The organism is Psychrobacter sp. SHUES1 (assembly GCF_001652315.1).
Taxonomy (GTDB): domain Bacteria; phylum Pseudomonadota; class Gammaproteobacteria; order Pseudomonadales; family Moraxellaceae; genus Psychrobacter; species Psychrobacter faecalis.
In genome coordinates this window covers 13,092-34,260 of record NZ_LXWA01000031.1, presented here as the reverse complement: position 1 = coordinate 34,260, position 21,169 = coordinate 13,092, and the positions used below count along the sequence as shown (strand labels likewise).

Annotated in this window: 15 protein-coding genes; 6 read left to right on the top strand and 9 right to left on the bottom strand. The window is 44.9% G+C overall.

The window, feature by feature from the left end:
• Positions 1–231: 231 nt before the first annotated feature.
• From A7325_RS02820 to A7325_RS02805, 4 genes are all read right to left on the bottom strand, one after another.
• Positions 232–1,185: a formate dehydrogenase accessory sulfurtransferase FdhD gene (locus A7325_RS02820; RefSeq protein ID WP_068404619.1), complete on the bottom strand. Its 954-nt coding sequence runs from the start codon at positions 1,183–1,185 to the stop codon at positions 232–234.
• Between the two features lie 132 nt (positions 1,186–1,317).
• The gene (locus tag A7325_RS02815) at positions 1,318–3,720 is read right to left on the bottom strand and encodes an FdhF/YdeP family oxidoreductase (protein ID WP_068404617.1); all 2,403 of its coding nucleotides are present in this window, start codon (positions 3,718–3,720) and stop codon (positions 1,318–1,320) included.
• Positions 3,721–3,920: 200 nt separating this feature from the next.
• A complete protein-coding gene (locus tag A7325_RS02810; RefSeq protein WP_264753692.1) occupies positions 3,921–4,889 on the bottom strand; it encodes a c-type cytochrome in 969 nt (322 codons plus the stop codon).
• The gene (locus A7325_RS02805) at positions 4,889–6,265 is read right to left on the bottom strand and encodes a cytochrome c (protein ID WP_082894262.1); all 1,377 of its coding nucleotides are present in this window, start codon (positions 6,263–6,265) and stop codon (positions 4,889–4,891) included. Before A7325_RS02805 ends, A7325_RS02810 begins: the two co-directional genes overlap by 1 nt.
• A gap of 236 nt (positions 6,266–6,501) precedes the next feature.
• On the opposite strand from A7325_RS02805, the gene A7325_RS02800 reads away from it, so the two are divergent.
• Complete coding sequence (locus tag A7325_RS02800) at positions 6,502–8,721, top strand: PhnD/SsuA/transferrin family substrate-binding protein (protein WP_068404440.1); 2,220 nt, start codon at positions 6,502–6,504, stop codon at positions 8,719–8,721.
• Between the two features lie 105 nt (positions 8,722–8,826).
• A complete protein-coding gene (locus tag A7325_RS02795) occupies positions 8,827–9,480 on the top strand; it encodes a response regulator transcription factor (protein ID WP_082894261.1) in 654 nt (217 codons plus the stop codon).
• A 75-nt stretch (positions 9,481–9,555) separates the two neighbouring features.
• Here A7325_RS02795 and A7325_RS02790 read toward each other — a convergent pair whose 3' ends face one another.
• The 5 genes from A7325_RS02790 to metG form a co-directional block, all read right to left on the bottom strand.
• Complete coding sequence (locus A7325_RS02790; protein WP_068404438.1) at positions 9,556–10,350, bottom strand: ABC transporter ATP-binding protein; 795 nt, start codon at positions 10,348–10,350, stop codon at positions 9,556–9,558.
• A gap of 31 nt (positions 10,351–10,381) precedes the next feature.
• A complete protein-coding gene (locus tag A7325_RS02785) occupies positions 10,382–11,281 on the bottom strand; it encodes an ABC transporter permease (protein WP_068404436.1) in 900 nt (299 codons plus the stop codon).
• A 341-nt stretch (positions 11,282–11,622) separates the two neighbouring features.
• Positions 11,623–12,651, bottom strand: a complete 1,029-nt coding sequence (locus A7325_RS02780) for an ABC transporter substrate-binding protein (protein ID WP_068404434.1) — start codon at positions 12,649–12,651, stop codon at positions 11,623–11,625.
• Between the two features lie 166 nt (positions 12,652–12,817).
• Complete coding sequence (locus A7325_RS02775; protein WP_068404432.1) at positions 12,818–13,867, bottom strand: ABC transporter substrate-binding protein; 1,050 nt, start codon at positions 13,865–13,867, stop codon at positions 12,818–12,820.
• Positions 13,868–14,175: 308 nt separating this feature from the next.
• Complete coding sequence (metG, locus tag A7325_RS02770) at positions 14,176–16,293, bottom strand: methionine--tRNA ligase (protein WP_197488861.1); 2,118 nt, start codon at positions 16,291–16,293, stop codon at positions 14,176–14,178.
• A 406-nt stretch (positions 16,294–16,699) separates the two neighbouring features.
• Here metG and A7325_RS02765 point away from each other — a divergent pair, with 406 nt between their 5' ends.
• The 4 genes from A7325_RS02765 (at position 16,700) to apbC (ending at position 21,138) form a co-directional block, all read left to right on the top strand.
• Positions 16,700–17,416 (top strand): CoA transferase subunit A, encoded by a 717-nt coding sequence (locus A7325_RS02765; RefSeq protein WP_068404428.1) that lies wholly within the window; start codon positions 16,700–16,702, stop codon positions 17,414–17,416.
• A gap of 68 nt (positions 17,417–17,484) precedes the next feature.
• Positions 17,485–18,114 (top strand): CoA transferase subunit B, encoded by a 630-nt coding sequence (locus A7325_RS02760; RefSeq protein ID WP_068404426.1) that lies wholly within the window; start codon positions 17,485–17,487, stop codon positions 18,112–18,114.
• 187 nt (positions 18,115–18,301) lie between these two features.
• Entirely contained in the window at positions 18,302–19,654 is a 1,353-nt protein-coding gene (gene mgtE / locus A7325_RS02755; RefSeq protein ID WP_068404424.1) for a magnesium transporter, read from the top strand.
• A gap of 260 nt (positions 19,655–19,914) precedes the next feature.
• Entirely contained in the window at positions 19,915–21,138 is a 1,224-nt protein-coding gene (gene apbC / locus A7325_RS02750) for an iron-sulfur cluster carrier protein ApbC (RefSeq protein ID WP_068404422.1), read from the top strand.
• Positions 21,139–21,169 lie beyond the last annotated feature (31 nt).

The window sequence follows — 21,169 nt, the reverse complement described above, 5'->3', positions numbered from 1 at the left end:
ATAGGTCGTTATTAAAATGATCCTAATAAGCAGAAGAGGTTAGGAGAAACTATGAAGTTTAAACAAATTTTCTTGTATTAAGGAAAGGTAACGATAAAGGCTAGGGGCTCTTTTACGAACTTACAGGGAGAGTTAAGTTGAAGTAAAAATAAGTAGAAAATAGTTATTGCTTAGCGGTTTAGTGATAGAGTTAAATGGATATAATAAAAGAGTCGCCCCTAACTTGTTGTTTTAAGCGTCTTTATAATTGGTATAATAAGTAACTCGGTCATCGCGTAAAAACCCTGCCAGTCCCAAACCATAGTGTTCAGCGACGCGTACTGCAGTACTGGTCGGTGCCGACATACCAACGAGCCAAGGAATGTGGCTACGAATGGATTTTTGTACCAGCTCAATAGACAATCGCGAGGTCATCACCACGCATGTCAGCTTGGTCTTGTTGCGCAATTGCCAACCGATGAGTTTATCAAGTGCGTTATGACGCCCTACGTCTTCAAATAAATACAAATCCTTGCCTTGCATGGTGGCTGCAGCGTGTACCGCACCAGTGAGTTGATGGGTATGCTGGGCGGCGTTAATTTGCTGATGCATGTGCAGTAAATAACTAAGACTGGGCACGGAGGATTCTGACTGTTTTTGTTGCAAGCTGGATGATAAATAATGACTTAAATCGGGAAGCGCTTGCGAAAGCCCGGTGATACCGCACATACCGCAGCCTGTACGTCCTGCTAGCTGTCGCCTCTGCGCTTGAATACGCTGATGACAGCGCTGATTTAGTACCAGCTCTACTACATATACATCATAGTCTTGCAACTGCGCTGAAAATTGCTCAAATGCCGTCTTTTCATCAAGTAAGTCATCCGTTAAATCACTGGTGAATTTTCGGTAACTGGCAATATCGGTCAGTTGCGTTACCTCCCACTCTAATAATTCATGACTATGATGAATCAATCCTTCGCTATACAAAAAACCAATAGCAAGATACTCAAGCTGGTAGGGGCTTGCCATCAATATCGCATAGTGGATACCATTAATGACAATCGCAACCGCTGCCTCTACTGCCAGCAGCGCTGATTTGTCATCAACCTCTATTTCTGCATTTTTAGAAGAGAGATTTGCTGTAGATAAATAAGCATGTTTTTGTGTTAAATGTAGGCGCGATAAGGGCACGGTCTGCATATCCATTATTGGCGCAGCAGCATGATCAGCATTGGTTTCTAAATCGGCCGCTGAGCCATTTAACCAAGGTTCTACTGCAACTGCGTTATGTTTACTGAGCATTATATTTTAACCATTACCTTTATCAAACCATCTTTATTAAGCGCTGGCGGCTAGTGTGCCCTCATTAACGCGCTGCAAAACAACGGTGACGGATTTATAAGAAGGCGTCCTTGAGTCTGGTGCATGAGTGTCTAAGTCGATAAGGTCGTTACATTCAGGATAATAGGTCGCCACCGCATTGGCAGCGATATCCATCTCAGTCAGTATTAATGGACCTAAGGTGCGCTGTTCATCTTGACTATCTTGACGCGATACCATAACGCTATCGCCTTTTTGCCAACCTAAACGCTTGATTTCATCGGGATGCATAAATAACACGTCGCGGCGGTTGGTCTGGCGATAGCGGTCTTGATGACCAAAAATCATGGTGTTAAATTGATCATGACTGCGGACACTGGTTAGCTGCCATACTTTTTGCTCAGCGCTTTGGGTTGGATTGTGATCGCTATCGCTATCGCTTGGATGAATCGCGGGTTCATTATTTTTGCTATGGTCACTTTTAGCATTGTTATTTTTAGCATGGCTATGATAGCTCGATGTGGCTTTTGCCATCTGTGCTGCGACATAAGTAATTGGATATTGTGGGACTTCAAACTGCGCTTTGCCGCTATCGGTATTCCAAACGCGATGACGGGCAGGGTGATATAAATGAAAACCGCGCTTATTTTCACGAATACGATCGTTAAAATTCTCAAAGCCTTCAATCGCTTGAGCGATATAATTACGGATGATATCGAAGTCGCTGCTCATGGTTTGCCATGGAATAGACGAATCAGCGCCAAGCACGTGGGTTGCCATATCGGCCACAATTTGCGCTTCAGATTTTAAATCATCACTAATCGGCTCAATGCGACCGCGCGTAGAAACAATCTGGCACATAGAGTCTTCAATCGTCGCGAACTGTTCACCTTTCGCCGTTACTAAACGTTCGGTACGACTGATACAAGGTAAAATAAGGTTGTTTTTACCCGGATATAGCATAGTTTCATTAAGTTTGGTGCCAATAAAAACATTAAGCTCGGTAGCGGTTAAGGCCGTTTGAATCGCAATTTTATCGGGCGCGGCAACGGCATAATTCCCACCCATGCTGATAAAGGCTTTGAGCTTACCTTGCATCAATGCTTTTGCCCCAGCGATGACATCAAGCCCATCTTCTTGCGGCATAGGGCGCTTAAAAACGCGCTCAAGGCTATCAAGTAAGCTCTGTTTAGGACGCTCATGGATACCCATGGTGCGATCGCCCTGCACATTGGAGTGACCGCGCACCGGTGAGGCGCCTGCGCCATCGACCCCAATCATACCCATGAGTAGTAGCAAATTGGTAATCATGGCGACGTTATCTTCGCCTTGGACATGTTGGGTAATACCCATGCCCCAGGTACAAATGGTTGCGGGGCTATCAGCAACAAGTTTGGCAAGTTTAATAATGTCTGCTTTACTAATACCGCAGCCACGCTCTACCTCTGTCCAAGACTGCTGGCGTAACCAGGTATCCAGCGCCTCATAACCTGATGTGTGCTGCTCAATAAAATCATTATCAATTTTGCCATTTTTGGTCAGCCATTTGGCCAAGCCCGTCAATAAAGCGGTATCACCACCGATTTGAATTTGAATGACTTCATCAACCATTTCATCACTTTGCCCTGCGGCCATATGGGTTGGTTTTTGCGGATTTCTAAACTTGCTTAAACCTTGCTCACGCATAGGATTGATAGAGATGATTTTGCAGCCTTGCTTATGAGCGTGTGCCAGCATCTCAAGCATACGCGGGTGATTGGTAGCAGGATTTTGCCCAAACAGCATAATTAGCTTCGCCTGTTCAAAATCTTCCAAAACCACCGTGGCTTTACCGACGCCTAACTGTTTACCGAGCATCACTGACGTTGGCTCGTGACACATATTTGAGCAATCTGGCAAATTATTGGTGCCAAAACAGCGTACAAACAATTGATACATAAAAGCAGGCTCGTTAGTGACGCGTCCTGAGGTGTAAAATAACGCTTCATCTGGCGAATCGAGATTTTTCAACGTATCAGCAATACGCTCATATGCTGCCTGCCAAGAAATTGCCACATAGCGGTCTTGCCCTGCATCATAATATAACGGCTCTGATAAGCGGCCGCTGTGCTCAAGCTCGTAGCCTGACCAGCTTTGTAGTTTTTTGACGCTATGTTTGGCAAAAAATGCGGCATCGGCGCGCCTACTCATCGTTTCACTGGCAATGACTTTAATACCCGTTTCACAGACATCAAGGCTTTTATGGGTCTTATGATCTGGCCATGCACAGCCCGGACAGTCAAAGCCGCCGTTGGGCTGATTGCTGTGTAAGATACTTATACTGCCACGCAAAAAAGCCTTGTAATCCATTAGCTTACGAGTAGAAGCAACCAAAGCTGGCCAACCAGCAGCAGGGTGAGAGTAAATAGGAATTTTACGAATGATAGACCTCATAAGCGAATGGCGATAAGTAAGTATGACTGTAATAAAAGTCATTGCCTTAAGCACTACTATATAATGGCTGGTCAAAATTTTTTAGTCGCATTAACCATAGATAACAAAAAACCTCAAAGCCATTCATGCGTTTGAGGTTTTTTTATTTTATAAATCAGCATGACTGATATGTTGTCAGGTTAGTGCATTTAATAACGCGCATCTTTAGGTTTTTTGCCATTAGGCCAGTCGTTTACTTTACCAGCAAAGTCAGGACGCGGTTGATGGGTAAAAAATTCAGCGACATCGATGGCGTCTTGATCACTGAGCACATTGCCATGACCCCATAGACCTTTGGTTTGAATGCCCATCGGCATATTGTATTTCACAAAAGCCGCCGCTTTATAAGTACGCGCCATGCCCGCACCGATATTAAAGGATTCATCGCCCCATAATGGTGGGAAGACAATATCACCGCGGCTGTCTTTGATACCTTCGCCGTTATCACCATGACAGGTGGCACATTGTACTTGGTATATTTTTTCACCGCGTACAGGGTTACCGACCAAGGATTCATCCACTTTACCAGCATTTTGGATATCGACCTTTTGCTCTTTTGGCGTATTTTGTGACAGCCATTTCATATAGGCCAACATTGCTAGCATTTCAGGTGATTCAGGTTTTAATGGTTTGCCATTCATCGAACGCTGAAAGCAGCCATTGATGCGTTTGGTTAAATCGATTTCTTTACCTGCGCGCGGCATCACACGCGGGTAGAAGTTGTAACTGTTGATATACGGGTCGCCAAGGGGGATTTTACCTTGCGAGATATGACAGCTATTACAGTTCATTTGCGCGCCAACGTGCTCGGGTAATAAGCGCTTGGTTTCGTTTAATAAGCGCTTACCATAAAATATCTCATCAGCGTTTGGCTCATCCAAGATAGACGTATCTTGCGGCAGCACATAAGTACCGATGTCTTCATTGGCATCATCAGCAGTAACTAAGCCATATTTAGGCGCGTTTTGTTCTACAGGCTCGGGCTGTGAGCAGCCACTACTGATAGCGCCGATACTAAGCGCTGAAGCAGTAAAGATGGCAGTAGGTAATTTGCGAATAGTCATTTTTTGAGAGATAACGCTAACAATAGCAGGCAAGTTGAGTGGAGAGTTTTTCATTATTTTGCTCCTTTTGTTTGCGCATTAATACTTAAGTCTGGGGCGATATCGGTACTGGTTTTTGGTTTTTTGGCAAGAAAAGCGCGCATTTTTACCACGTCATTAACACCAATTTCAGGCGCTTGGTTGGTCCAGCTATTACGGACATAGTTGACCACTTCTGCCACATCAGCATCACTTAGGTTGATAAATTCAGGCATGGTAAAGGCCATGCGGTCGTGCGGGGTTTCGGGCATGCGGCCACCGCTCAAGGTGATTTGGAGTACCGAGTCAGCATTTTTAGCATATACCGCGCTATTACCATCAAGGGCTGGGAAAATACGCGCCACGCCTTTACCATCGGCACGGTGACAAACTTGGCAATACTCAGCGTACAAAATTGAGCCGCGCGAATCATAGTTGCCATCAAGCAGTTTTTGCGTGGTAATGTCTTTTTTCGCTGGCAAGATTGTTTCTTTGTTTGGCGCAGGAGACAGTGTTTTTAGATAAGACGACATGGCGTTGATATCATAGTCTGTCATATATTGTGTGCTGTGCTCGACCACTTCGGCCATGGCGCCAAAAGCAGCCGTGCTGTCAGTACGACCGGTTTTAAAGAAGTCATTCAATTCTGCGGCCGTCCACGTAGCCAAACCGCGATGTTCACCGCGAATGCTTTTGGCTCGCCAGCCATCGATAACCGCACCGCTCAAATATTCTTCTGAGTCGGCATTATTTAAGGCGATTTCTTGGAAACCGATACCGCGTCCAGTATGACAAGAGCCGCAGTGTCCAGGACCTTCTATTAGATACTGGCCACGGGTCAATAGCGCATCATCAGTTTCTGGCACAAAGTCACGTTTTGGGTCAAACAGTGCTTGCCAATAAGCCAGCGGCCAGCGCCAATTGGCTATTGGCGGCAACTCACTTTTTAAGTTGGCTTGCTTAACGGGTTTGACGTCAGACATAAAATAGGCGTACATCGCGGCCAAATCTTCCTCTGGCATGAGCTGATAAGACGGATAGGGCATCGCAGGATATAGCGCTTTATTATCACGGCGCACGCCATGCTTGACGGCATTTTTAAAGTCGCTAAAGGTATATTGACCAATACCCGTTTCTTTATCAGGGGTAATATTGGTTGAATAAATGGCACCTAGTGGCGTCAGCATCGGCAGGCCGCCAGCATAAGTTTCACCGTCAAGCGTCGTATGGCAGGCGACACAGTCAGCAGTACGCGCGACGTATTGCCCTTGTTTAATAAGGACAGGGTCAGTGATATTGACCTCGATGTCACTGCTGGTTGTGCGCATATTAGGTAGTATTTGCCCAATAATAAACGCTAAAATCAGCCCGACAATGGCTGCCATAATAATAATTAATGGCCACTTTTTCATAAGCCTGCCCTCCATAAGATATTTTTACTAAGCTTCTCATTCGTCATAAACATTCTATGAGGACTATTAGATAGTCCTATGAAATATTTAAAAATTAAGCTTAGTAAATGAAAAGTTACAAGATTGTTATCTAGTATAAAGTGGCGGGTAACATTACGATATTGTGGAAAACCACATTATAATTATGGTTTTCATTTATAATGGCTGTTTGATAGCTCAACTGTAAGGCTAGGTGTATGGTTAAAAAGTCTAAAGTCTGGGCTAGCTTGAACGCTTATTTTATTATCGTTGTAGCGTCCTTTACTTGGTTAATGCTAGCCATTGCCAATGCGCAAACTTACTATTTAGGCGTGCTCGCGCCGCAAGGGGAAACGGCTGCACAAGAGCGTTGGCAACCTTGGCTTAATCAGCTTAATGGACAGTTGCAAGAGGACACGGTGGTCTTGATACCGCTAGCATTAGAAAATTGGCAGCAGGAAATCGAAGCGCAGCAGTTTGCCCTAGTGCTTGGTCCGCAAGTACAGCTGATTAAAATGAATACCACCCATTGGCGCTGGCTTGCGACCTTGCAAGCTGATACAGAGACCGCTCAATTGGATAGGCCTGATGATAACCAGGGTAAAAACTTTCATAAAAAAAGTTTTAATAAAAGCGCTGATAAGCAGCTTTCTACAACGGTTAATCTAGCTAATAAATTTAATAAACTCAGTCAGGGTAGTCCGTTAAAAGAACCTAGCGCCATGGAAGCCGTCGCCAGTGCACTTTGGGTAAAGGCAGACAGCGGCATTTATCAGTTGCAAGATTTGCAGCAGCGTAAAATTGCTGCCGTCGACAGTGAGGCTTTTGGTGGTTATCTGCTCGTCGCGCATTTATTACAACAAAACGGTGTGCCATCCAACCGTTATCAGACCCAGTTCGTCGGTTATCCTATTGAGCGTACCTTACATGCATTGGCCAGTGGCAGCGTAGATGCAGCGATTGCGCCACTTTGTTTGATGGAAGAAATGGCGCAGCAAGGGAAGATTAGCAAAAAACAATACCGACTTATTCACCCTGTGGCGACCGCTTCTAGCTGTCAGTCTTCAACAAAGATATATCCCAATTGGACATTGGCGGCGACCGAGCAAGCGCCAGCTGCCTTGATTCGGCAAATCAATCAAAATTTATTTGGTTTGAGTCAATATGGAAAGAGTCAACCAGAGCAAGAGTCGTTAGGGATAGGACAGCGCTGGCTACCAGCCGAATCGAGTAGCGATGCTGAACGTATCCTTTATGATATGAATCGTCATCCAGCACAAAAGCAGCTGGGCGCGCATATGGTCGATTGGGTAAAGGCGCATCGATTGTGGATGGCAGTTATCGTTTTAATTGTACTGATATCAACGGTGAATTATGCGTGGATGAGCTGGCTGGCATGGCGACGACGGCAAAAAATCATTCTGCAAAATCAACTGATTCGTGATTATGACCAGCAGCTACGTCAATCAGAACGCTTCGCTGTCATCGGTGAGATGAGTGGATCCATCGCCCATGAAATCAATCAGCCGCTGGCGACCATTCAAAATTATGCGCAAGGCTTACTTATTCGCAGTCAAAGCAGTGTCAGCCGCCAAGACGGTAAAGAAAGTACGGTGCTGGATAAAAACTCTGCCCATAGTTTGAATGCGCTAGAAAAGACCCTAACGGACAAGCAAGTGCTAGAAAAGCAAGCAATAGACAAACAAGCGACAGAAAGTGCGTTACAGCAAATTGTTAATGAAACCGAACGGGTCGCGGCTGTTATCAGTAATATTCGGCGCTGGGCAGGGCGCTCGCAGCCGAACAACGTTCAAGTGGACATCGTCACCACCTATGCGCAGTGTATATTGCTACTTGGTGAAAAAGCCTCAAGTATTGGCTTTTGGTTGGCGAGTGACTACCAGACTTTGCAGTTGCCAAGCTTGGTTCTTGACCAGTTATTGATGAATAGTATGCTCAATGCCGAGCAGCAAGGGGCAACGCAGATAATGTTACGTTGTCAGGCAAAAGATTATAATGGTAAATCTTATATCGTATTGCATATAACCGATGATGCAGGCGGTTTTGATGAGGCGCAGTTGCTTGACCATAAACCGTTAGAGGGTAATCAGCAGTTAGTTGAGGGTCAATCACAACAGCGTCTGACTAATAAATACGCCACCAAATCGACCAAAGAAAATGGTTTAGGCTTGGGGCTGATGATATGTCAGCGTTTGTGCAAGTCAATTGGCGGTATGATGCAGCTTGGCAATATCGAATTCCAGCAGGAGCTTAATACTATACAAGCGTTAGATGGTTATCAGCAACGCTTAAAGCGGTCGTTAAATGGTAAAGTGCGCTTGATAAAAATGGAAAACACTCATCCATTAGCAAACAGGGTAGGTGCGCAAGTGTCTTTTTATCTGCCGCTGCATTTGGCAGATGATGCGCAGAAATAAGATAATCAACAGAGACAGTAAGCAAAAGCGAAAGTGAGCAAGAGAGGGTTATCAACAACCAAGCATTTATAAATTTTACAAATTAACTTAATCATAAGGTTGCGTATGAATGCTCAGCATAATTCAGTTAAGCACTCAGAATGGCAAACGCCAGTTGATAGCAATAATGAACCTCTACTGGTTCATATCATCGACGATGAAGAAAGCGTGCGTCATTCCTGTAATTTTTTAATTAGCAGCTTAGGATTGCCGACCCAAGTGTGGTCAAGTGCCCTGACTTTTTTGCAGCAAGTTGATATCTATTATCCCGCGGTGATCGTCAGTGATTTAATGATGCCAGCCATGAGCGGTCAAGCACTACAAGCGCACCTTAATCAACAGGACAGTCCGATAGCGCTTATTGCATTAACTGGTCAAGGTGAGATTGCTGATGCTGTTAATATGCTCAAACAAGGCGCCGCTGATTACTTAGAGAAACCGATTAATAGTCACCGTCTCCAAGAAGCGCTTGAGCGTGCGCAAGTATTAACCCTCAAACGAGCTGAGCTTTATAGTATAAAAAAGCTCTATGCGCAGCTAACCGAGAAAGAAAAACAGGTCGCTCATGAGCTGATGCAAGGCAATCTAAATAAAAATATCGCCGACCATTTAGACATATCGGTACGAACGGTAGAGGTACATCGCTCACAGGTGATGAAGAAAATGCAAGCGCAGCATGTCAGTGAATTGATTCAAAAATTGGTCATGCTTGATTCTTAAAAACTAAAACAGCCATAAAAAAACGCCTAATGAGAAGGCGTTTTATTTTAAATTCAAAATATTTTGCAAAATGAGTTAGCTTAATATCAAACTGTCATCTTCGACCTTTTCACCGCGGGTTTGCTCAAACATATCCAGTAAATCATGCACATCCATGCCTTTACGGATATCGCCAGATACGTCTAATACCACCTGACCTTGATGAAGCATCACAGTACGCGTACCATGAGCTAGAGCCTGCTGCATCGAATGCGTCACCATCATCGTTGTTAGCTGATTGTCGGTGACGATTTTATCGGTTAATTCTAAAACAAACGCCGCTGTTTTAGGGTCAAGGGCCGCCGTATGCTCATCAAGCAGTAGAATCTTAGACGGTTGCAATGACGCCATCAGTAAGCTCACGGCTTGGCGTTGACCACCGGATAACAGGCCCATACGGTCGGTTAAACGATTTTCTAGACCCAATTTTAATACCGATAATTTCTCGCGAAATAAGTCACGGTTATTTTGATTAAGGGCAAAGTTCAAACCACGTTTGCCGCCGCGCTTATAGGCTAGCGCCATATTTTCTTCGATGGTTAGCGCCTCACAAGTTCCCGCCATCGGGTCTTGGAAAACGCGAGCAACCCAATGGGCACGTTGGTGCGCGGTCTTTTTGGTGACATCAATACCATTTAACAAGATTGAACCGCTATCCACGCGCGTGGTGCCACTGACAGCATTTAAAAAGGTCGATTTGCCTGCGCCATTGGTACCGATGACGGTGACAAATTCACCATCGGCGATATTTAAATTGATACCGCGTAGGGCAGGGTTTTCAATGGGCGTTCCAGGGTTAAAGGTCAACCGCAAATCTGTAGCTTGCATCATAATAATTATTCCTTATGGTTGCATATTGACATTAAGCCCGAACTTTACGACTTAAAAATTTATTTTTAGCTTTTGGCAAGACTAAGGCTAATACCACGAGTAGCGCGGTAATCAAGTTCAAATCTTGGGGACCAAATCCGATACTACGTAGCGTACTGCTTGATAGAGCCACTTGAATAAAGAGCTTATAAAGCACCGCACCAACGACCACCGCAAAGGTAATCAGCCAAATACGCTTAGCTGGAATAATGGTCTCGCCGATGATGACCGCTGCTAAACCAATGACAATCGTACCGATACCAATTGAGATATCAGCGCCACCTTGCGTCTGCACAAATAATGCGCCTGCTAACGCAATCAAGCCGTTAGAAATCGCCATACCAATGATGGTCATCCATGAGGTATTGATACCTTGCGCCTGTGCCATGCGTAGGTTTGAGCCAGTCGCCCGCATCGATAAACCCGTTTCGGTACTATAAAACCAGTTTAAAAACAACATGGCCAATAGGACGACGACACCAATAATGAGGCAGCGCATCCAGTAACCATTACCATCACTGACCAAGGTACTAAATACGGTCGTTTCACCTAACAATGGTAAGTTTGGCGCACCCATAATCCGTAGATTGACAGAGTATAAAGCAACCATCACAAGGATACTGGCAAGCAGCTGTAAAATGCCCAGCTTAACGTGTAGCCACGCGGTGACAATACCGGCGACTGACCCTGCTAGCATACCAAAGGCACAAGCAAGCCAAGGATTCACTCCAGCGATGATAGAAATACCCGCGACAGCGCCGCCCAACGGAAAACTACCGTCAGCGGTCAAATCCGGAAAGTCGAGGGTACGAAATGAGATAAGGACGCCAAGCGCCACTAGGCCATAAATCAGACCACTTTCAAGCGCACCAAAAAAAGCAATTAAAGACATAAGAGATCAGTAAGTCATAACCCAGCGTTTAATAAATGATGGCGAGATAATTGAGATAGGCGACATATCGCGCTATCAATCAGCCAACTTTGCTTAAACGACTAAGCGGTGAATTTAACAGATAGAGGTATCTGCAGTTAGGGTCAAGCAAAACCTATTCTTAGAATGCTTGATTATAAGCTTTGCTTATTTACAGCCTTGAAAAAACAAGCCCAGCCTACTGACTGAGAGCTGGGTTTGTCTGCGCTACCTATATAGCCATATCAAAATAGCTATATCCAATTAACCTAGACGATAATTGATAAAAACTATCGTCTAAGAATTAGAGTTAAAAGCGGCAGTTATTCTAACACTACTTTTGCTTTATCGATAACGGCTTGTGGTAGCGTGATGCCTTCAGCTTGCGCATTCTTTGGACTGACATGTAAATCAAGCGATTGCGGCGTATAAACAGGGATTTCGCCTGCTTTTTCACCGTTTAAGATACGCGTAACGATTTTACCGGTTTCGCGGCCTAAATCGTAATAGTTCACCCCTAAGGCTGCAACGGCACCGCGCTCAACCGAACTGGTATCAGAGGCAATCAATGGAATCTTACTTTCTTTAGCGATTTGGTACAGTGATTCGTATGCTGAAACCACGTTATTATCCGTTGAGGTATAAATCATATCGACTTTACCTTCAAGGCTACGAGCGGCCATCGCAATATCGTTACTACGCTGCGCAGGCGCTTCGTGAACGTTAATACCAAGCGGGGTCAGATTCTCTTTTAGCGCTTTTAAAACGATGGTTGAGTTCACCTCACCTGGGCTATAGACATAACCGACGTTTTTTAGACTTGGGATAATTTGACGCATCAAATCGATTTGCGGCGCATAAGGAAGGGCATCAGAGGCGCCAGTAACGTTGGTGCCAGAGCCATCAAGTTTCGGTACCAGTTTTGCTGCGACAGGGTCGGTGACCGCTGAGAACACCATAGGAATGCTGCTGGTAGAAGCGGCTACAGACTGAGCCGATGGCGTGGCAATCGCCACGATGACATCTGGTGCATCAGCGACGAATTGTTTGGCAATCTGACCGGCAGTGGCGGTATTACCTTGGGCGCTTTGGAAGTTGATGGTTAAGTTTTCGCCTTCTTTAAAGCCGGCGTCACTTAACTCGTCGATAACGCCTTTACGCACATCATCGAGTGCTGGATGTTCAACGATGGCGGTAATAGCGACCGTTTTCATGGCAGCTTTGGCATCGCCGCCCGTAGCAGCGCCGTCAGTGGTGTTGGCATCTTGTGCTGGCTGGTTACAGCCGGTCAAGATAGCGGTGCAAACACCGCCCCATAATAAAGCTTTGGCAAAACGATTTTGATACAACATGGGTCTGACTCCTGAAAATAATAATGTGTCCGTACATTATATAAAAGATAAAAAAGGGTAGCGCTGCCAGCCATTATCCTAGCTGATTGTGTAATCCGTTGTATAGCTGATTATTAATTACCGTCCGTTTATTCTTTACTATTGAGACGCAACTATTTATTAGTGACTATTTGCTGGCCTTTTGTGCTTCTTTGTCGACATTGATGGCATTTTTAAGTAAGTCTGCCGATAGGCTAGTACCTTGTTCAGCGGCGTGTTTTGGGCTGACATATAGCGTTAAGGTATTCATAACTTGCGGTGCGATATCTTTGGTCGCTTCACCGTTTAATACCCGATACACCATTTTGCCTGTAGTACGACCAAAGTCATAATCATTGACACCAAGCGCTGCCGTCGCACCGCGTCTGACGCTAAATTCATCTGAGGCAATAACTGGGATATCAAGCTCATTAGCCGCATTTGCCATCGCTTCAAAAGCCGAAACCACATTGTTATCCAGTGAGGTATAAATAACCTCTACCTTGCCAGCCAGACTACGAGTAGCCATTGCAACGTCGGTAGGGCGATTGGCAGTGACGCCCAATATCTTAAGCCCGCGTGCTGGTGCTGCCTTTTCCAGTTGTTTAAGAACCACCACCGAATTGGCTTCGCCTGGGCTATAGACATAACCAATGGTTTTCACATTGGGCACGATTTTTTGAATATTGTCTAACTGCGGTTCAATAGGTAATTCGCTCGACAAACCAGTCACATTGGTTTGGATAGGCACGTCATTTTCGTCAATTAGCTTGGCTGCCACAGGGTCTGAAATGGCGGTATAAATAACGGGAACAGTTTTGGTCGAAGCAACTACCGATTGCGCAGAAGGTGTTGAGATGGCAACGATAGCATCTGGATTGTCACCGGCGAACTGTTTGGCAATTTGCCCAGCCGTTGCGGTATTCCCTTGCGCACTTTGAAAATTAACGGTTAGGTTTTGCCCTTCTGCGTAGCCGTTGTCCGCCAGCTCATCAATAATGCCGCGGCGCATCTCATCTAAAGAAGGATGCTCGACAATTTGCGTGATGGCCAAGGTTTTGGCAGGCTTATCGTTAGTTGCGCTATCATCAGCGTTGACGGCAGGGTCGGTCGCATTATTAGAGCAAGCGGTTAAACCAAGCGCCGCGCTAAAAGCAGCGCCGCACAGGCTAAGGCGTAAAGTAGTGGCAAAGGTCATTTTATTTTGGCTCATAGGTTAAAAATTGCAGGTTACCCGAGTCAATGTTATGTGCATGCTGAGATAACGGGCGAACATAAAGGTAATCAATCCCTTGATGATTACGTCCATATTATGACAGTAATGTAACTTATGGCAATAAGAAAATAAAACGCATTTGTCATTGATTTTATAAAAGTGAATAAAGGCAGATTTTTGTCGATATTTTTATTTTTTGCCCACGCTCTTTTTATTTTGTCACCAATGAATTTTAGGCAAAAAAAAGATGCCACGAAAGCATCTTTTTTATTCTATAAGTACAACCGCATTTAAGCTAACACATCACCAATCACGCAGTTGTCCGGTAAAGTAACCACCGTTAACTGAGTTTTCGGGTTGCCAGTCGATAATACCATGCCTTCTGAGATGCCAAATTTCATCTTACGCGGCGCAAGATTGGTGACGCAAATTACCTTTTTATCCAGCAATTGCTCAGGCTCATAAAACTTACGGATACCGCTAAAGACATTACGCGGTTTGTCTTCGCCAACGTCCAAGGTAAATTGTAAAAGCTTATCCGCACCTTCGACATAATTACAGGCTAAGACGTGTGCCACTTTCATCTCAACTTTGGCAAAGTCTTCAATACCAATATAGTCCGCTTGCCCAGCTTCACTGTCAGTATTAGCCGCTGGTACTGGCTGGGTGTTTACTACTGCTTTTTTATTATCTGAATTATTATCGCTGTTAGCAGTAGGGGCGTCTGCTTGCGCTAACGAGGCCTTTGAATCTTCAACCATTGCCGCAACGTCTTTTTCTTCGATACGCTGCATCAAAGGTTTAAATTTATTGATTTTATGACCAAGTAGCCATTGATTTCGGCTAGCAAAGCTTAAATCATCAATATTTAAGAATTCTTTAGCATTGGCTGTCAGCTCAGGCAATACTGGCGCCAAATAAACCATCAATTGGCGGAAGATATTAATCGCCACCGAGCAGACGTCTTGCACTTCTTTCTCAGTGCCCTCGATTTTGGCAAGCGACCAAGGTTTTTTCTCGTCGATATATTCATTGGCTTTGTCGGCACACTGCATGATTAAGCGCATCGCACGCGAGAACTCACGGTTTTCGTAAGCGGCGGCAATTTCATCACCAGTTTTGGTGATATTTTCTAGTAATTCTGATTCTACGCAATTGTCTGACAGCATACCGTCGTATTTCTTCACGATAAAACCGGCACTACGGCTGGCGATATTGACCACTTTACCCACCAAGTCAGAGTTGACCTTTTGCATAAAGTCTTCTAAATCAAGGTTAATATCTTCAACTTTGTCAGACAGTTTACTGGCGAAATAATAACGCAAGTATTCAGGGTGTAAGTGTTCCGCGTAAGTTTCGGCCTTGATAAAGGTGCCGCGTGACTTACTCATTTTTTCGCCATTGACCATCAAGAAACCGTGGGCAAAAACACCGGTTGGCGTACGGAACTCGCTGCCGGCTAGCATCGCTGGCCAAAATAGCGCATGGAAATAAACGATGTCTTTACCGATGAAATGATACACCTCGGTTTTATGCTCGTTTTCTTGCATCCAATAACGGTCAAAATCAAGCGCTTGGTCGCTACCTTCGCGCTTATCACATAGGTTTTTAAAGCTTGCCATATAGCCAACTGGTGCATCTAGCCAGACATAAAAGTATTTTTCTGGCTCATCGCTTGGTGTATCTGGGATTTGAAAACCAAAATACGGCGCATCACGCGAGATATCCCAGCTGGTCAGACCCGCGTCAAACCATTCTTGCAGTTTATTGGCGACGGAGACTTGCAAGCGATTTTCGCTACGCGTCCAATCTTTTAAGAATTGCTCAAACTCAGGCAAATCAAAGAAATAATGCTTAGAAGTTTTAAGCACGGGCGTCGCATTAGATAGCGTTGAATGCGGATTGATAAGGTCGGTTGCATCATAAGTGGTACCGCATACCTCACAATTATCGCCATATTGGTCAAGCGCGCTGCATTCAGGGCACTCTCCTTTGACAAAACGATCGGCTAAAAACAGCTGCTTTTCAGGGTCAAAAAGCTGCTTGACGTCCTTTGTGCTGATATGTCCGGCGCTATTAAGGCGACGATAAATCAGCTCAGAGAAATGCTTGTTTTCTTCTGAATGGGTGCTGTGATAATTATCAAAGTCAATCAAAAATTTGGCAAAATCGGCTTCATGTGAGGCTTTTACCGAGGCGATTTGCTCTTCTGGGGTGACGCCATTGGCTTCTGCTTTGAGCATAATCGCCGTACCGTGTGCATCATCAGCGCAGACATAGGTGACCTGATGGCCTTGTGCTTTCATCGCACGTACCCAAATGTCGGTCTGAATATATTCTACAAGATGCCCCAAATGGATATAGCCATTGGCGTAGGGCAGCGCACTGGTTACTAAAATCTCACGCACTTTTGTCACCTATATTTTTATATAAACGGGTTGATTTTCAAACGTCTCGAGCACTTTATGAGGAGTCAGCACCGTATTATCAATGCTAAATTATTAACACTTAAAACGTCCAATAACTCTAAAAAAGAGAAGAATTAAAAAAGTGCGCCTATGATACCGTAATTCGGCCGATTTTGTGATATTACCTTGGTAATTAAATCGATGCTTAATCACGCAGGCAGCTACGCAGTTACTCAACGATTTAGCATATAAGTATTTTAAGATTGTTATCTGGTCGCTAGGATAATAATATGCTAAGTTAGCAAAGAGATTATAATTTAGTTATATCGATACATAATGTATTGTCTTATATAAACGATGAGACATTACCTATATAAAAAATAATGTGACTTGCAAGGAGATGAGCATGAGTCAATCAAAAGTATATAGCAGCGCTGCAGAAGCGTTAAAAGGTGTCGTCAGTGACGGTCAAACTCTTGCTATCGGTGGGTTTGGACTGTGCGGTATTCCTGAAGCGCTGATTGAGGCGCTGCGTGATAGCGGGGTCAAGGATTTGACCTGTATCAGTAATAACGCCGGTGTCGATGATTTTGGTTTAGGTCTATTGTTACAAACGCGCCAAATCAAAAAAATGATTTCATCGTATGTCGGTGAAAATAAAGAGTTTGAGCGTCAATATCTGTCAGGCGAGCTAGAGGTTGAGCTGACACCGCAAGGGACGTTGGCGGAAAAACTGCGTTCAGGCGGCGCTGGTATTCCAGCGTTTTATACCGCTACAGGCGTTGGCACGCAAGTGGCTGAAGGCAAAGAAACGCGCGAATTTGATGGTCGTATCTATGTGCTTGAACATACTTTGCGGGCAGATGTGGCATTAATCAAAGCACAAAAGGCTGATAAAGCCGGCAACTTAATCTTTAATAAAACGGCGCGTAACTTTAATCCAGATTGTGCGATGGCGGGTAAAGTTACAGTTGTGGAAGTCGAAGAAATCGTAGAGATAGGGCAGCTAAACCCCGATGAGATCCATCTACCGGGTATTTTTGTCCAGCGTATTGTCTTAAATGATAATCCCGAAAAACGTATTGAAAAAACTACTACCAAAGCAGCCACTACAAGCGCTTAAATGAAAGATTATTTAATGGTTTTAATGAAAAAATAACAATAGGCTTTGTAAAAAATAAGGAAACTATCATGGCATGGACGAGAGAGCAGATGGCACAGCGCGCCGCGCAAGAGTTAAAAGATGGCTATTATGTCAATTTAGGCATTGGTTTACCGACCCTAGTCGCCAACTATATCCCTGAAGGCGTCGATGTTTGGCTTCAGTCTGAAAACGGTTTACTCGGTATTGGCGAGTTTCCAACCGAAGAAAATGTCGATGCGGATTTGATTAATGCAGGCAAGCAAACCGTCACCACCGAACCGGGTGCCAGCTATTTTAGTAGTTCAGAGTCGTTTGCGATGATCCGCGGTGGTCATGTCAATCTTGCGATATTGGGCGCGATGGAAGTATCCGAAAAAGGCGATCTGGCCAACTGGATGATTCCAAAAAAAATGGTCAAAGGCATGGGCGGCGCGATGGATTTGGTGGCTGGCGTGCAGCGGGTGATTGTACTGATGGAACAGGTCAACAAACATGGCGAGCCAAAAATCCTTGCCGAGTGTGAATTGCCTTTGACAGGTAAAGGCGTGGTCGACCGTATCATTACCGAGCTTGCCGTATTAGATGTCACTGGCAACGGTCTAAAATTGGTTGAGCTGGCAGAAGGAGTGAGTTTTAAAGAATTACAAGAAAAGACGCCGGTGAGCATTATGCAATAAGTACGTCAAAAAAGATTGGTGAATAAGTATTCAACTTTGTTAGGTGTTTGCTTGCTTTAAGCATCATTCGCTTGCTAATAAAACCTCAATCCTTTAGCATTTGATTTTATGTTAATTTGAGCCAATAATATTGGCTCTTTTTTATGAGCGCCTGTTGCCCTATTTTGCGCTGCACGGAGTAAAAGCAATGAATAATAAAGACTTGGCGTTGACCTATGCCGAAAAAATAAGCCGTGCTATCGAGCAGCAGCAGTATGAGCAAGCGATTGAAGAGATTCAAAACCTGCGTCCTATCGATATAGCTGATTTATTGGCATTAATTGAACCCAAACTGGCTTGGCAGCTCCTTGCGCATTTGCCCAATCGCTCGACGATATTTGCTTATTTAGACCCAGATAGTCAAGTGGCGCTCGCTTATGTCTTTCCGCGCGCTATTTTAGCCAAGATAGTCGGTGAGATGCCGTCAGATGAACGGACTGATTTGTATAAGCGCCTGAGTCAAGACCAACGCGACGTGCTATTACCTGCCTTAGCGCAGGCGAAGCGTGAGGATATTCGCCGTCTGTCGGCCTATGAAGAAGGCACAGCTGGTGCTTTGATGAGCTCCGATTATGCGACGTTAGGGGCTGAGATGACTGTCGCCGAGGCCTTGGATGCGCTACGTTTAGAAGCGCCTGATGCCGAAACTATTTATCATGCTTATGTGATTGATGACGCGCGTAAGCTATTGGGCGTGGTGTCATTAAGGGTGCTTATTTTATCATCGCCTGAGCAGCTGATTAAAGACATCATGGTCAGCTCGGTCATCTCTTCTGATGTCAACGATGACCAAGAAGACGTTGCGAAAACTGTTGCCCGTTATGACTTAATCTCCCTACCCATTACTGATGCCAGTGGAGCGTTGGTTGGTATCGTCACTCATGATGATGCGATGGACGTGGCAAGTGATGAAGCCACGGATGACTTCCATAAGTCAGGCGGTGTCTCGACCATGGTCGGGCGCTTAAAAGACGTCAGTATTACTGTCCTTTACCGTAAGCGGGTTTTTTGGCTGGTGTTTTTAGTATTTGGCAACTTGCTGTCGGGGTTAAGTATTGCTAACTTCGAAGACGTCATTGCGGCAAACTTAGTATTGGTATTTTTCTTACCTTTACTGGTTGATAGTGGCGGTAACGCCGGCTCGCAATCAGCGACTTTAATGGTACGTGCTTTAGCGACGGGTGATGTGGAGATGCGTGATTGGTTTTCACTCCTTGGCCGCGAAGCCTTAGTTGCACTGCTGCTCGGGGCGACGATGGCCGTTGCCATTGCCCTTATTGGCTATGTGCGTGGTGACGCGACCGTCTCTTTGGTTTTGGCACTAAGTATGCTGTGTGTCGTTATGATTGGTAGTGTCATTGGCATGAGTCTGCCTTTTATACTCAATAAACTCGGTTTTGACCCTGCAACCGCCAGTGCGCCTTTGATTACTTCAATCAGTGATGCGTCGGGCGTGCTGATTTATTTATTCATCGCTTCTAGGTTTTTACCAATTGGTTAGTTCGTTTAACAAACGGTCATTTACATAAGACCGCTTAAATAAAAAAATAACACCAATTTTGACCCTCATACCTACTGACAGTGTGGTTTTTTTATAGCGCCCATTGAGCTACACTGTATCTATATAAAAGCATTTGGCAAAAGTTTTATGGGCTAAAGTTTTAGCTAAGAGTTTTTTTAAACAATTTTAAACAGTTATTGTTTAAAAAGATTCATCGTTTTTGCCAAATTTAACCATCGATATAGGTAGTAGAGGTAGCTATGTTTAATTTTATAAAAAAAAGAGCATCTTCGAAATCCGAATCTCCGCAGCAACAAGCGGCTCGTGATAGCGCCGTTGATCAAGTGTTGCTCAATTACCATTTGGGTAATAACAGTCTTGCAACTATGGTCACAGGTCTAGAGCGCGATGGCGATGAGCTGACTTTGGATTTGCGTCTGCCGCAAGATAGCGACCCTGAGACCATTCAGCAAGAGCTTGGCAATCTACTGCATCCGCATGGCATCAGAGTGATTCATATGAATGTGCGCCTGCCAGCGCCTGCAAAAGGCGCGGGCTCAAGCCTACCGAAAGCCATGCCAAAAACCACTAACGCGATGGAAAAGCAGACCAAACCCTCTGCAAATACAAATAGCAGCAATCAGGCTGAACCGCCGATTACGAAAGCGGCGCCGACGCAAGCGTCCTTAACGGCGCATCCGCGTATCCGCCATATTATCGTCGTCGCTTCGGGTAAAGGCGGCGTTGGTAAATCAACCACTACCGTTAATATCGCCTTAGCATTACAGAAATTGGGCAATCGGGTTGGCGTGCTAGACGCTGATATTTATGGACCAAGTATGCCGACGATGCTGGGCGTGGACAAAGTCAAACCTGAGCTAGAAAACGAGCAATTTGTACCTATTGAAGCGCATGGTTTGGCAATGCTATCGATTGGTAGCTTGCTCGATGGTGATAATACACCTGTGGCGTGGCGCGGACCAAAAGCCACTGGCGCCTTAATGCAGCTGTATAACCAAACCAATTGGCCGCAGCTCGATTACTTAGTCATCGATATGCCGCCTGGTACTGGCGATATTCAGCTGACATTGGCGCAGCGCATTCCGGTAACGGGTGCGGTGATTGTGACGACGCCGCAGCATATCGCCTTACTTGATGCGCAAAAAGGCATCGAGATGTTTAATAAAACCAATATTCCAGTACTTGGCGTGGTTGAAAATATGGCGCTGCATACCTGTAGCAACTGTAACCATACTGAAGCGATTTTTGGTACGGGCGGCGGCGAAAAAATCGCTGAGCAATACCATGTGCCACTCTTGGGTCAGTTGCCGCTTGCTAGCGGTATTCGCGCCCAAGTGGATAAAGGTGAGCCGAGCGTGTTGGCTGATGATGAATTTGCGCCGTATTATCTAAGTATTGCTAAAAATATCGAAGCCAATATCAATAAATTTGCCAAACCTGTCGATGATAAGCGGATTTTCTAATAGTTTTTAATGGCTTCTAAAGTTAGTAAAA